Origin of the sequence: Marixanthomonas spongiae (assembly GCF_003095375.1) — a bacterium.
In the GTDB taxonomy this organism is placed as follows: Bacteria; Bacteroidota; Bacteroidia; order Flavobacteriales; family Flavobacteriaceae; genus Marixanthomonas; species Marixanthomonas spongiae.
Genome location: NZ_QEHR01000006.1, coordinates 78656 through 91057 on the forward strand (window position 1 = coordinate 78656; position 12402 = coordinate 91057).

General features: G+C 40.7%; 14 protein-coding genes and 1 pseudogene. 6 read left to right on the forward strand and 9 right to left on the reverse strand.

Annotation, left to right across the window (positions count from 1 at the left end):
• The first annotated feature begins 42 nt into the window (after positions 1-42).
• On the forward strand, positions 43-936 hold the full coding sequence (locus tag DDV96_RS10010) for a flavin reductase family protein (RefSeq protein WP_116694636.1): 894 nt from the start codon (positions 43-45) through the stop codon (positions 934-936).
• Positions 937-990: 54 nt separating this feature from the next.
• Complete coding sequence (locus tag DDV96_RS10015; RefSeq protein ID WP_116694637.1) at positions 991-1365, forward strand: DUF3127 domain-containing protein; 375 nt, start codon at positions 991-993, stop codon at positions 1363-1365.
• A gap of 55 nt (positions 1366-1420) precedes the next feature.
• Here the strand turns inward: DDV96_RS10015 and DDV96_RS10020 are convergent, their stop codons facing one another.
• Entirely contained in the window at positions 1421-1723 is a 303-nt protein-coding gene (locus DDV96_RS10020) for a DUF1493 family protein (RefSeq protein WP_165806000.1), read from the reverse strand.
• A gap of 81 nt (positions 1724-1804) precedes the next feature.
• On the opposite strand from DDV96_RS10020, the pseudogene DDV96_RS10025 reads away from it, so the two are divergent.
• From DDV96_RS10025 to DDV96_RS10035, 3 genes and pseudogenes are all read left to right on the forward strand, one after another.
• A pseudogene (locus tag DDV96_RS10025) lies at positions 1805-3183 on the forward strand (short-chain fatty acid transporter).
• Positions 3184-3214: 31 nt separating this feature from the next.
• A complete protein-coding gene (gene aat / locus DDV96_RS10030; protein ID WP_116694639.1) occupies positions 3215-3853 on the forward strand; it encodes a leucyl/phenylalanyl-tRNA--protein transferase in 639 nt (212 codons plus the stop codon).
• Between the two features lie 160 nt (positions 3854-4013).
• Positions 4014-4373: a hypothetical protein gene (locus tag DDV96_RS10035; protein WP_116694640.1), complete on the forward strand. Its 360-nt coding sequence runs from the start codon at positions 4014-4016 to the stop codon at positions 4371-4373.
• Here DDV96_RS10035 and DDV96_RS10040 read toward each other — a convergent pair.
• From DDV96_RS10040 to DDV96_RS10075, 8 genes are read right to left on the reverse strand one after another with little or no spacing between them, the layout of a single operon-like run.
• Entirely contained in the window at positions 4370-4948 is a 579-nt protein-coding gene (locus DDV96_RS10040) for a DNA-3-methyladenine glycosylase I (protein ID WP_116694641.1), read from the reverse strand. The genes DDV96_RS10035 and DDV96_RS10040 overlap by 4 nt on opposite strands.
• Positions 4949-4987: 39 nt before the next feature.
• Positions 4988-5704: a hypothetical protein gene (locus DDV96_RS10045; protein WP_116694642.1), complete on the reverse strand. Its 717-nt coding sequence runs from the start codon at positions 5702-5704 to the stop codon at positions 4988-4990.
• Positions 5705-5762: 58 nt separating this feature from the next.
• Positions 5763-6476, reverse strand: coding sequence for a tRNA pseudouridine(55) synthase TruB (truB, locus tag DDV96_RS10050; protein ID WP_116694643.1), 714 nt, complete (start codon positions 6474-6476; stop codon positions 5763-5765).
• Positions 6463-6810, reverse strand: coding sequence for a HepT-like ribonuclease domain-containing protein (locus DDV96_RS10055; RefSeq protein ID WP_116694644.1), 348 nt, complete (start codon positions 6808-6810; stop codon positions 6463-6465). Before DDV96_RS10055 ends, truB begins: the two co-directional genes overlap by 14 nt.
• Positions 6800-7105, reverse strand: coding sequence for a nucleotidyltransferase family protein (locus DDV96_RS10060; protein ID WP_165806001.1), 306 nt, complete (start codon positions 7103-7105; stop codon positions 6800-6802). The genes DDV96_RS10055 and DDV96_RS10060 overlap by 11 nt, the downstream gene beginning before the upstream one ends.
• Before the next feature lie 11 nt (positions 7106-7116).
• Positions 7117-7911 carry an undecaprenyl-diphosphate phosphatase gene (locus tag DDV96_RS10065; RefSeq protein WP_116694646.1) on the reverse strand — a complete coding sequence of 265 codons (795 nt, stop codon included), beginning with the start codon at positions 7909-7911 and terminating at the stop codon, positions 7117-7119.
• Positions 7912-7914: 3 nt separating this feature from the next.
• On the reverse strand, positions 7915-8175 hold the full coding sequence (locus DDV96_RS10070) for a DUF3098 domain-containing protein (protein ID WP_116694647.1): 261 nt from the start codon (positions 8173-8175) through the stop codon (positions 7915-7917).
• Positions 8176-8215: 40 nt separating this feature from the next.
• A complete protein-coding gene (locus tag DDV96_RS10075) occupies positions 8216-9094 on the reverse strand; it encodes a cell division protein FtsX (RefSeq protein ID WP_116694648.1) in 879 nt (292 codons plus the stop codon).
• 121 nt (positions 9095-9215) lie between these two features.
• On the opposite strand from DDV96_RS10075, the gene DDV96_RS10080 reads away from it, so the two are divergent.
• Complete coding sequence (locus DDV96_RS10080; protein ID WP_116694649.1) at positions 9216-12260, forward strand: leucine--tRNA ligase; 3045 nt, start codon at positions 9216-9218, stop codon at positions 12258-12260.
• Positions 12261-12402 lie beyond the last annotated feature (142 nt).

Consider the following 12402-nt stretch of genomic DNA (forward strand, 5'->3'; position numbering starts at 1 on the left):
CAAATTTTTACAACTTTTTAAGTTTGGGTACCTTTGTGCCTTATGATTAGTATTGATCCACAAGAAATTACCACAAAAAAACTGCACGGTTACTTGGTAGGGGCCGTAGCACCGCGCCCTATCTGTTTTGCCAGCACGGTAGATGCAGAAGGAAATGTTAATTTATCGCCCTTTAGCTTTTTCAATGTTTTTGGGGCCAATCCGCCCACCATGGTTTTTTCGCCAGCCCGTCGGGTACGGGGTAACACCACCAAACACACCCTGGAAAACGTGTTGGAAACCAAAGAAGTGGTGATCAACATTGTTAATCATGCGATGGTGCAGCAAATGAGCCTATCTTCTACCGAATACGATAAAGGCGTCAACGAATTTGTAAAAGCCGGCTTTACCGAAATGCCTTCCGATGTGGTAACACCTCCGCGTGTAGCCGAATCACCCGTTCAATTTGAATGTAAGGTAAAAGAAGTCATCATAACTGGCGAAGAAGGCGGCGCCGGGAATCTTGTAATTTGCGAAGTGGTAAAGGTTCATGTAAATGAAAATATTTTAGATGAAAAAGGAAGCATTGATCCAGACAAAATAGACACTGTGGCCCGTATGGGTGGCAATTGGTACACCCGTGCCAAAACGGGGATGTTTGAAGTGCCAAAACCCCTAAGAACTTTAGGCATGGGTGTCGATGCTCTGCCAGAACCAATTAGAACAAGTAGCATACTTACCGGAAACGACTTGGGAATGCTGGGCAATGTAGAGCAGCTGCCCACCCAACAGCAGATAAAAACATATATTGAAGATGCTTCGGAAACAGAACAATATTTAATAGCATCGGGGACCGAAGAAGAAATCCATACTAGGGCACAAGAGTTGCTTTGCGATGGAAAAATAACAGAAGCCTGGAACTTATTGTTAGCGCGATCTGCTTCTGAAAAAAAATAGAAAAGAAAATTAAACCTGGACAACAAATAAATCAATAACACAATAACGAACACGATGGAAGTACAAGGAAAAATTAAGATGATCGATGAGACGAAGACCTATGGAAGCAACGGTTTTCAAAAACGTGAGATGGTCGTCACCACCGAAGAACAATACCCACAGCATATATTAATCGAGTTTACGCAGGACAAAACCAGCATGCTAGATCCTTTTAAAGTAGGGCAAAACGTAAAAGTGAGCGTTAACCTGCGCGGCAGGGAATGGATCAATCCGCAGGGCGAGGCAAAATACTTTCTTTCCCTAAATGGATGGCGCATAGAGAACTTAGACCAAGCCGCATCACAGGATATGCCACCCATGCCACCGGAAGATGCTTTTGAGCCGGCCAACGATTTAAACGAAGAAGATCACGACGATTTGCCGTTTTAATTGAAAACCTTAAATTAAATTGTAGAAAACAGCTTCGAGGTTCGGGGCTGTTTTTTTATGTTAGTGTACCTTTTTCGGCCGCTTTTATTAAATCGAGAACTGTGAAGCTTTTATATTTTTTCTTTTTTCTGAAAAGGTCTGTCCAACTAGGTTCCGGTGCAAAGTAATCATCAAATTTAAAATCTTTAGGTTTACAATTGAATTCCTCACAAAATTTTGTCAAAAAATCAGTAGCGTCGTCTCCGTAAATCTTCAAATCATCTTGAAGGGAAGTACTCTCCTTAATTACAAAGTCGTATTCCCATCTTTCTCTTATTATAAGCTCTCTTATCTTTTTAAAAATAGTATCTCTTTTCATATTCATTTTAAAACTACTATTTTCAAATGAATCTTACATATTATTTGAACCAAGATTCAGGCTTTTCCCTATTTTTGGGAAATGAACATCACCCAAACCATCGAGAACCTTTTTAAACGGTTTTTACCTTCCCCTTTTGCCATTGCGGTTATATTGACGGTGGTGACCATGCTCATGGCTTATTTTTTGACCGATGCCCCCACCAAGGAACCACACTTTTTAACCATTCTTTCGTACTGGGAAAGCGGTATTTGGAACAACGCCTTGCTGGTGTTTGGCTACCAAATGATGCTTATTTTGGTCTTGGGCCATATTTTGGTCCTCAGCAAACCCATGAACGCATTGATAACCAAACTTACCAATTTGGTCACCAATACGTCGAATGCCGTGTTGTTGGTTTCTATCAGTACTATGTTGGTGTCGTTTTTAATTGGGGACTGGGGCTCATTTTTGGCGCTATCATGGCACGTAAAGTCGCAGAAGCTGCCCAAAGCCGAAATTTTAAAATCAATTATCCATTAATTGGCGCTGCAGGCTATGTAGGTTTAATGGTCTGGCACGGTGGTATCAGTGGATCGGCACCGCTCAAGGTTTCAGAAGCCGGACATTTGAGCAGTTTAATGACAGGGGTTGGCAATCCGCAATTGGCCAGTCAATTGCCCGAGTTAATTACCTTTAAGGACACTGTTTTCAGTGGGTATAATTTGGTGTTGTTTGGGGTTCTGTTGGTTGTCATCCCGCTGGTCTTATACGGTATTGGAAAAAACACCAAAAGCAGTTACGTAACCCTTCCGGTGTATAAAGGAAATGAAACAGAAAAACCTGAAAACCTCCGCGGAGCAGAAAAAATCAACCATTCAAGAATAGTAGGGATCGGCTTTGGAGTTTTGATTTTAGTCGCCCTGTTTTATCAATACTCCGGTGCCATTAAAAATTTGGCCATTAGCCCAAATTTATTGAACTTTTTTATGTTGGGTTTGGGGCTGATTTTGCATGGCACGTTCGCCAACTTTCTAAAAGCCTTGAGCGTAGCGATATCTGATGCTGCAGGGATTCTCATCCAGTTTCCTTTGTATTTTGGTATAATGGGGATTATGCGCGACAGTGGGATGATCGTGCTGATTTCAGATTTCTTTGCTTCTATCGCCACGACCACGACTTTGCCTATTTTCACTTTTTTCAGTGCGGGGGTGGTCAATATTTTCGTGCCCAGCGGTGGCGGGCAATGGGCGGTGCAAGGCCCCATCGTGGTGGAGTCAGCTTTAAAATTGGGTGTGCCCTTGCCCAAAATGATCATGGCCTTGGCGTATGGCGATCAAATAACCAATATGCTGCAACCGTTTTGGGCATTGCCATTATTGGCCATAACACGTTTAAAAGCTCGTGAAATTTTACCGTACACCCTCCTTATGATGGTCGCTGCAGTCGTGGTGTACATTGTAGGATTGCTGTTGTGGTAATTTTTTCTGAATTAAAAAATCAAAACCGTTTATGCACTTTTTAACCGAACAACTTTGGTTTCCATCCGTCACCGCTGCCGATGAAGATGGCTTATTGGCCGTTGGGGGCGATTTATCTTCAGAACGATTGCTGTTAGCCTACCAATCGGGGATTTTTCCTTGGTATTCAGACGGGCAACCTATATTATGGTGGAGCCCCGATCCACGGATGGTCTTGTTTCCAAAGGATTTAAAGGTGTCGAAAAGTTTCCGGAAAAGTATCGTTTCCGAAAAATTCAGGGTAACGTTCAATTCATCTTTTTCCGAAGTGATTGAAAATTGCGCTACCATAAAACGCGAGGGACAGCCCAGCACATGGATCACGCCCGAGATGCAACGGGCATATTTAAAGTTACATCAACAAGGCCATGCGGTTTCGGTAGAAGTATGGCAGGATAACAAATTAGTGGGCGGATTGTACGGTATCGATTTACCGGAAAAAAAAGTGTTTTGCGGCGAAAGTATGTTCACAAAAGTTAGCGATGCATCAAAAGTGGGCTTTTATCACCTCGTCCAGTCATTGAAGGAAAAACAGTATAAATTAATTGATTGTCAAGTGCATTCTTATCATTTACAGCGCTTGGACGCGGTACAACTTCCGCGGGAACGCTTTATGAAATACCTTGACTAAACGAGGTTGAAACTTTAACATAACCGATGCAATATTTTGTGGATGGTTTTGTTTTATTTGCAGTCTAATTTAACAACAAACCGTATTTAGTCGAAAAATTTTGGTTATAAAATAGTTTTTAATCATATTTGACTGAGTAATTTCTTACAATCCCCAATTTATGAAACGACTTCCCCACGTCTTGTTTCTGCTGTTGTGCTGCACTTCATTTGCAGTTATGGCACAATCGAACGATGCAAAAAAAACCGTAAATGTCAATACCGATATTGATATCATTAAAGTGTACGAACAGGTGGTAGATGAAGGCTACGGCACGCCTTTCATCTATAAAAAACTGGCGAACGCCCATTATTTTAAAAGTAATTACGAGGCTGCCAAACTTTGGTTTGAAAAGCTTTTTTCAATGGAAAAACCAACCGATGCCACGTTGATGTACCGCTATAAACAATCATTAAAAGCTTTGAGCTTGGATTTTACAAGCAATAAATACCTTTCGGTTGTTGCCCCAAAATATCCCTAAAAGGTTCCATCTTTAATTTCTTGGTGTCTAAAACATGAGGTAACATGGTCATTGACCATGCCTGTTGCCTGCATATGTGCATACACAACTGTGGAGCCCACAAACTTAAACCCTCTTTTCTTTAGACCTTTGCTTATTTTGTCGCTCAACGGCGTGTTGGCAGGGGCGTTTTCCAAGGTTTTCAAATTATTTTGAATAGGTTTTCCGTCCACAAACCCCCAAATATAGTTGCTGAAACTGCCAAATTCTTCTTGTACTTTCATAAAAGCTTGGGCATTGGTAACGGCCGAATTCACTTTCAACTTATTACGGATAATTCCTGCATTTTGTAACAGCGAATCGATCTTTTTTTGGTCGTATTGGGCAATTTTTTTATAATCGAACCCATCAAACGCTTTTCTGAAGTTTTCCCGTTTTCGTAAAATGGTAATCCAGCTCAAGCCAGCTTGAAAAGTTTCCAGCAATAAAAACTCAAAAAGTGTTTTGTCGTCACGTACCGGCACACCCCATTCGGTATCGTGATAGGCTATATATAAAGGGTCGTCTCCACACCAAGAACAACGTTGTTTGTTCATAAAAGAAAATTTTAGGGAAGGTACAATTATTTTAAATAATCAATATTGCCCAGGAAAATTATAGGTAATGGTGCCCAGTTGTCTTTTTTTACTCGTTTTTTTGGTAAACCGTGCTTGCTTTGCATATTCTATGGCGCTATCGATCAAGCAGCCGTTTGCAGTGGTGGAGGCCGTTTCGCTATAATTTGTTTTAATAACATTCCCTAAAGAATCGACCACAATGTTAATGACCACTTTGCCACTGCCTTCGCAGGTATAAACCGGGTTGGGTAGGTCAAGGTCGCTGCGGTTTACCAATCGGTAACTTATGGTGGTTCGGCGGTTGACAGATTTTTTGCCTTTCGCTTCTTCTGTTTTCGCTGTATTGGATTTTTTGTTTTTTTCTGAAGTTTTTTCCGCGGCACGCATCCCATTTCCGTTTGTGGAAGCGTTTGAACTTTCGATGGCCGCATCTATCTCTGCCATTTTTCTTTGTAAAGCTTCGGAAGTTTCCTGCTCTTCTTGGCTCATTTCGGCAATCCAGTCTTGGGCTTCATTATAGGCACGGTTGGTTTCTATGGCCGTTGTTTTGGGATTGGTTTGCTCCAGTTCTTTTTCAATGGCGGGAAGTTCTTCGATGGTGGCGTATTCAATATCGTACACCGGTTCTTCAGGTTGTTTTATCTTGCCCAATTTAACGCTGTACAGCAATAAAAAGAATATCCCAAAAAGCAGGGAGGTAACAAGCAGGGATCGGTATGAATGGTTTAGGTTCATTACTTCAGGGGAAAAAGTAAGCAAAAATACGCAAAACCCATTGATAATTAATAGATTATTATGAGTCGGGTTTTTTTAAGGATTGTTCAAAATGGTCAATACTGATGGCGTCCTCTACCGAGAAATCACCTATTTTGGTACGTCGCAGTGCCGAAAGGTGCGCACCGTTGTCGAGTGCTTTCCCAAAATCGTGCGCTAACGAGCGAATATAGGTCCCTTTGCTGCACGCCACCTTAAAATCGATTTCAGGGAGGTTGATGCGGGTGATTTCAAAAGCCGAAATGTGTACCGTTCGTGAAGCGATTTTAACTTCCTCGCCGGCCCTGGCGTATTCATAGAGGCGCTTTCCTTCTTTTTTTAAAGCTGAAAAAACTGGCGGTTGCTGTTGTATGTCACCTATAAATTGTTTTGTAGCTTCATTAATTTTTTCCGAAGTGATTTCTGAAATATCAAACCTTTGGTCTATTTCGGTTTCCAGATCGTAACTGGGCGTGGTGGCGCCAAGCGTAAAGGTACCGGTGTATTCTTTTTCTTGCGCTTGAAACGTTTCAATCTTTTTGGTAAATTTCCCGGTACATAAAATAAGCAGTCCAGTAGCCAAAGGATCTAATGTTCCCGCGTGGCCTACTTTAATTTTCTTTAATCCAAAGCGTTGTTTAATAAGCCAACGCACTTTGTTAACCACCTGAAACGAAGTCCAGTTAAGGGGTTTGTCTATTAAAAGTACTTGTCCGTCTTTATAGTCTTGTTCTGTAAGCTTAGTTAGGGGCATTATTGAGGATTTTTTCAATTTCGGTCTTTAATTTAGGGAGGTCATTTTTTGCAAATTGAAAAACACGGTAAGGTTCTATCGCTTCGTAATGGTGGGCTATTATATTTCTAAGACCGATGATCTTTTTATATTCAATGTTGGGATACTTGTTTTTTAAACCTTTGGAAACTTTCTTTAAGGTTTCTCCAATATTCAAGAGATTTAATACACAGGCATCATAGGTTATTTGGCTCTCAGAAAATTCTTCCAGCGTTAACCCATCCGTAAATTCAATTATTCTATCAATGTACTTCGATATTAATAATATTAGCGGTTTGTCTTTTTTAATCGGCATGGTAAATTTCTATCAAGTCCTTTTCAATAAAAGGTTTAAAAAGAGGGTTGAGTCCATCTTTTGTTACCAGGTCTATTTTACGGTTCAGTTTCTCAACAAGGTCCATATATAAACCTCCTAAATCTAAGAGGGTAACGTTTTTATCGACATCTAAAAGTATATCAATATCGCTATCCTCTTTCATATCACCACGGGCATAGCTGCCAAAAACGCAAATTTGTTTTGGTTTAAAGGGCAAAATAGTATTGATAATGGTTTTGTTTATCTCAGCATCCATAACAAAGTAAAGATACATAAAAACAGCTGTTATGCGAAGAAACTTACAACGATGGCAAGCAACCCAACAATGACACAATACACAGAAAAATAGCGAAGTTTGCTCTTTTTTACCAATGCAATCATCCATGTACAGGCGATGAGCCCGCAGATAAAGGCAGCAATAAAGCCCAAGCCGAGTGTTGTAAAGTTGGTGCTTTCAGAAGAGAGGTCTCCGCTTAATACATCTTTAGCAATTTTACCGAATATTAATGGCACAACCATTAAAAAAGAAAAACGTGCCGCTTTACTTTTATCATTTCCAAGTAAAACAGAAGTGGAAATAGTCGCCCCACTTCGGGAAATACCGGGAAGCATAGCAATTGCTTGCGAAATGCCGATTATAAACGAATCTTTAAACGTAACGGGTTTTCCCGTGTTTTTAGCCCGATCGGCCAGCCAAAGCAACACCGCCGTTACAATAAGCATAGCGCCTACAAAAGCGATGCTTCCGCCAAAAAAGGCTTCTAATTGTTCTTCAAATAACAGCCCGATAACAACGGCGGGCAACATAGAAACGCCAATTTTTATAATGAACTGTGTTTCTTCATTCCATTGAAATTTCAGTAAAGCACTTATAATTTCAATTATATCTTTCCTGAAAACCACGATGGTACTCAAGGCTGTGGCAAAGTGTAAAACGACAGTAAATAAGAGGCTTTCTTCGGCAACCATGGTGTCGCCAAGAATGGCTTTTCCTAATTCAAGGTGACCGCTGGAAGAAACAGGTAAAAACTCGGTAAACCCTTGGATAATGCCCAAGAGAATGGCATCCCAACTATTCATGGATTATTTTTTCTTGTGAGGATTTAGTAAAATAGCGTACACTTCAATACCAAAACCAATAAGGATCAAGGCAGGTGCCAAGCGAATGCGGCGCCAACTGTAAATTTCAGGATTAAATACATTGGGGTCGTCGCTGCCGCCACCGGACATTAAAATGAAGCCGAGGGCAATAAATGCAATACCAATAAGCATAAACTGATAGTTTTTACGCTCGAATATAAAGTAGCGTTTTTGGGCTTCTTCTTTTCTTTTCTGTTCTCCCATGGTATTATTTGTTTCCTGATTTCGGGTGCAAAGGTACGGTTTAATAATATAATTCGTCTGTGCGTAAATTTAAGAATCGTTGCGTCGCAAAAAAGGTGCTTAGCCAACTGATGAAAACGCCAATTAAAAAGACCCCTACAAACAGCCCGGCTAGCAATAACCTGTCTTCCAGCAATTGCAGTTCGGGAAAGCTTTTGTTAAGGTAATACAGTACGAGCCCCATCCCTATCAACGCCAAAACGGCTCCAATCATACCTAAACGGACACTCTTCCAAATAAAAGGCCGTCTAATAAACCGTTTGGTGGCACCTACCATTTGCATGGTTTTAATGGTAAACCGCTTGGCATAGACCGAAAGCCTAATGGAACTATTAATAAGCAATACGGCAATAAAGAGAAAAATACCGCTGACTACCAACACCCAGAAACTTATTTTTTTCACATTGTCGTTCAACAAAGCAATCAACGGTTTGTCATAAATCACTTCATCGATAAAATCTTTGGTCAACAGTTCATTTGTGATTTCTTCCAATTGTGCCGGCGAAACATAATCGGCCAATAAATACACATCAATGCTGTTTTGCAGCGGATTATAGCCTAAAAAGTCCATGAAATTTTCGCCTATTGTGGCGCTATGGGCTTCGGCGGCTTGCTCTTTGCTTATGTATTCAGCTGTTTTGGTGTATTCGGCTAAAGCTAAACTTTGTTTTAATTGCGTGATTTCAACTTCTTTGGCAGTGTCTTTTAAATAGACGGTCAAGGCGATTTGCTCCTTAAAGTGGTCGGCCACCTTCTTAGTGTTCAGTACCAACAGCCCTAACAAACCCAATAAAAACAACACAAGCGAAATACTAATTACTACTGAAAAGTAAGAAGAAATCAACCTGCGTTTTTGATATTTTTCAAAAGATGAAGCCATACATATGCTGAATTAGTGTTGTAAAAATACAAGGAATTTTAAAGCTACGAGTAACTAACGTTTAAACTTTTGTCTTTCGTACAATAGCCGTAAATTTGCTCCCTATTTTCAAACGGTAGCGATGAGCAAATACGATTTCAATAAAATTGAAGAGAAATGGCAGAAATATTGGGCCAAAAACCAAACCTTCCAAGCTAAAAATAATAGCGATAAACCTAAATATTACGTACTGGATATGTTTCCGTATCCTTCTGGTGCCGGGCTGCACGTTGGGCATCCGCTGGGGTATATTGCCAGTGATATTTATGCGCGTTACAAACGCCATAAAGGATTTAACGTGTTGCATCCGCAAGGGTATGATAGTTTTGGGTTACCGGCAGAACAGTATGCGATTCAAACCGGGCAACATCCTAAAAAGACTACCAAAGAAAATATTGCACGGTATCGTGAGCAATTGGATAAAATTGGTTTTTCATTTGATTGGAGCCGTGAAGTTCGAACTTCAGATCCCGACTATTACAAATGGACACAGTGGATTTTTATGCAGCTTTTTGAAAGTTGGTACGATTATGAAGCGGATAAAGCGAAGCCGATTTCAAAATTAGAAGAACTATTCACTTCCGAAGGAAACACCAAAGTTAATGCAGCCTGCGATAGCAATGTGGAACCTTTTTCTGCGGAAGATTGGAACGCTTTCTCTTCTGAAAAACAACAAAAAATATTATTACAATACCGATTAACCTATCTTGCCGAAACCGAAGTAAACTGGTGTCCGCAATTAGGGACCGTGTTAGCGAACGATGAAATAGTAAACGGAGTTTCTGAACGTGGTGGCTATCCGGTGGTTCGTAAAAAAATGAAGCAATGGAGTATGCGCATCACTGCGTATGCACAGCGGTTGCTGGATGGGTTGGATGGCATCGATTGGCCACAGCCGCTTAAAGACTCACAGATCAACTGGATTGGTAGAAGTGAAGGAGCGAGCGTTACCTTTGATGTAAAAGATCACGACGAAACCATTGAGGTGTTTACCACACGACCCGACACCATCTTCGGTGTTAGCTTTATGACGTTGGCGCCAGAACACGATTTGGTTTCAAAAATAACAACCGATGCCCAAAAAGCTGATGTAGAAGCCTACATTGAAGCGACCGCAAAACGTAGCGAACGCGAACGTATGGCCGATGTAAAAACCATTTCGGGCGTGTTTACTGGAGCGTATGCTGAGCACCCATTTAGTGGCGAATCCATTCCTATTTGGATTGGTGATTATGTGTTGGCAGGCTACGGAACTGGTGCCGTGATGAGCGTTCCATGTGGCGACCAACGTGATTACGATTTTGCACGTCATTTTGATATCCCAATCCCGAATATTTTTGAAGGGATTGACATCTCTGAAGGCGCTTTTGCAGATAAAGACAAAACAGTTATCACCAATAGTGATTTCTTAAACGGATTACAATATAAAGCCGCCACCAATAAGGTAATTGAAGCACTGGAGCAAAAAGGTGCGGGAAAAGGAAAAATAAATTACCGATTGCGCGATGCGGTTTTTAGTCGTCAGCGGTATTGGGGCGAGCCATTCCCGGTGTATTACAAAAACGGATTGCCACAATTAATTGATGAAGCTCACTTACCATTAACCTTACCCGAAGTGTCCGCATATTTACCTACCGAAGACGGCGAGCCGCCTTTAGGCCGTGCCGATGTTTGGGCGTGGGACATACAGAATAATGAAGTGGTTGCCAACGATAATGTGGATAACGAAACCGTGTTTCCGTTAGAATTAAACACCATGCCAGGTTGGGCAGGAAGTAGTTGTTATATGTTCCGATATATGGATCCAAAAAATGACGATGCTTTGGCCAGCCAAGAAGCGATGGATTATTGGCAAAACGTTGATTTATACGTAGGCGGAAGCGAACACGCAACCGGGCACTTATTATACAGCCGTTTCTGGGTGAAGTTTTTATACGATCGCGGGGTTTTACCAGTTGAAGAACCGTTTAAAAAGCTGATTAACCAAGGGATGATTTTGGGGGAGAGTGCTTTTGTCGCTAGGTTTTCAAAAAAAGTGTCTTTTGCTGAAAAAGATAAAATTTCTGAGTCTGTTCTTAAATCTAGATCAGATGCGAAAAGTTGGTTTAATAACATAAAAAATTCTATTGAAAAAGTAATTGAGTTTGATAACCCTATCTTGCTAAGTCAATCTTATTCTCTCGATTTCAAAAATATTGAATGGTTAAAACATTATTTAAAGGAAGAGGACTATAAATATTTAAATAAAGAAAAATATGTTGCATATTATTCTGTAGATAATGTTCCTGCTCACGTAGATGACGTAAACATTTCGAACGAACTAGACTTAGAGTCTTTCAAAGATTTTAGACCAGAATTTAAAGAAGCTGAATATATTAAAGAAGAGGATGGAACCTTTAAAGTCTCTCGCGAAGTCGAAAAAATGTCCAAATCCAAATACAACGTAGTCAATCCCGATGATATTTGCGAAGACTATGGCGCCGATACCTTACGAATGTACGAAATGTTCTTAGGACCATTAGAGCAAGCCAAACCCTGGAACACTGCTGGAATTAGCGGGGTGCACAACTTCCTGAAAAAACTATGGAAACTGTACCATCAGGGCAATTCCCCCCTCGAGGGGGGCAAGGGGGGTGTTTTCCAAGTCACCGACGATGCTGCTTCCAAAGACAGCTTAAAAACGCTGCATAAAACCATCAAAAAAGTAGAAGAAGATATTGAAAACTTCAGTTTTAATACCTCGGTTTCTACCTTTATGATTGCGGTAAATGAATTGACAACTCAAAAATGTACTAGCCGGGAAGTATTAGAGCCATTGGCGGTGTTGATTTCACCGTATGCACCACATATTTCAGAAGAACTGTGGAGTTTGATGGGGCATACCGAAAGTATTGCTACAGCACCATTTCCGAAGTTTGAAGAAAGACACTTGGTAGAAAGCAGTAAAGAATACCCAATTTCCTTTAACGGAAAAATGCGATTTACGTTAGAGCTGCCGTTAGATATGAGCAAAGATGAAATAGAATCTGCCGTAATGGCACACGAGAAAACCACCCACTACCTCGACGGCCGTACACCTAAAAAGGTAATTGTGGTGCCGGGTAAAATAGTGAATATCGTGGGATAAATTTCTGTACCTCGGCTATGCTCAGCATAAACTTTGGCGGGAATGGGTAAGAGTTGCATCACCTTTTTGTCAGAAGATATTTTTTGCACAGTATTTGCTATATTTAATTTAGAATTTAGGTTTAACAATTAAAAAAGATACC

Excerpts from the sequence above, each read along its gene's own strand:
- truB (WP_116694643.1), bottom strand. The coding sequence starts at position 6,476 with ATGCCCCTAACTAAGCTTACAGAACAAGACTATAAAGACGGACAAGTA.
- DDV96_RS10015 (WP_116694637.1), top strand. The coding sequence starts at position 991 with ATGGAAGTACAAGGAAAAATTAAGATGATCGATGAGACGAAGACCTAT.
- DDV96_RS10080 (WP_116694649.1), top strand. The coding sequence starts at position 9,216 with ATGAGCAAATACGATTTCAATAAAATTGAAGAGAAATGGCAGAAATAT.
- DDV96_RS10060 (WP_165806001.1), bottom strand. The coding sequence starts at position 7,105 with ATGTATCTTTACTTTGTTATGGATGCTGAGATAAACAAAACCATTATC.
- DDV96_RS10055 (WP_116694644.1), bottom strand. The coding sequence starts at position 6,810 with ATGCCGATTAAAAAAGACAAACCGCTAATATTATTAATATCGAAGTAC.
- aat (WP_116694639.1), top strand. The coding sequence starts at position 3,215 with ATGCACTTTTTAACCGAACAACTTTGGTTTCCATCCGTCACCGCTGCC.
- DDV96_RS10065 (WP_116694646.1), bottom strand. The coding sequence starts at position 7,911 with ATGAATAGTTGGGATGCCATTCTCTTGGGCATTATCCAAGGGTTTACC.
- DDV96_RS10020 (WP_165806000.1), bottom strand. The coding sequence starts at position 1,723 with ATGAAAAGAGATACTATTTTTAAAAAGATAAGAGAGCTTATAATAAGA.
- DDV96_RS10035 (WP_116694640.1), top strand. The coding sequence starts at position 4,014 with ATGAAACGACTTCCCCACGTCTTGTTTCTGCTGTTGTGCTGCACTTCA.
- DDV96_RS10075 (WP_116694648.1), bottom strand. The coding sequence starts at position 9,094 with ATGGCTTCATCTTTTGAAAAATATCAAAAACGCAGGTTGATTTCTTCT.
- DDV96_RS10045 (WP_116694642.1), bottom strand. The coding sequence starts at position 5,704 with ATGAACCTAAACCATTCATACCGATCCCTGCTTGTTACCTCCCTGCTT.
- DDV96_RS10070 (WP_116694647.1), bottom strand. The coding sequence starts at position 8,175 with ATGGGAGAACAGAAAAGAAAAGAAGAAGCCCAAAAACGCTACTTTATA.
- DDV96_RS10010 (WP_116694636.1), top strand. The coding sequence starts at position 43 with ATGATTAGTATTGATCCACAAGAAATTACCACAAAAAAACTGCACGGT.
- DDV96_RS10040 (WP_116694641.1), bottom strand. The coding sequence starts at position 4,948 with ATGAACAAACAACGTTGTTCTTGGTGTGGAGACGACCCTTTATATATA.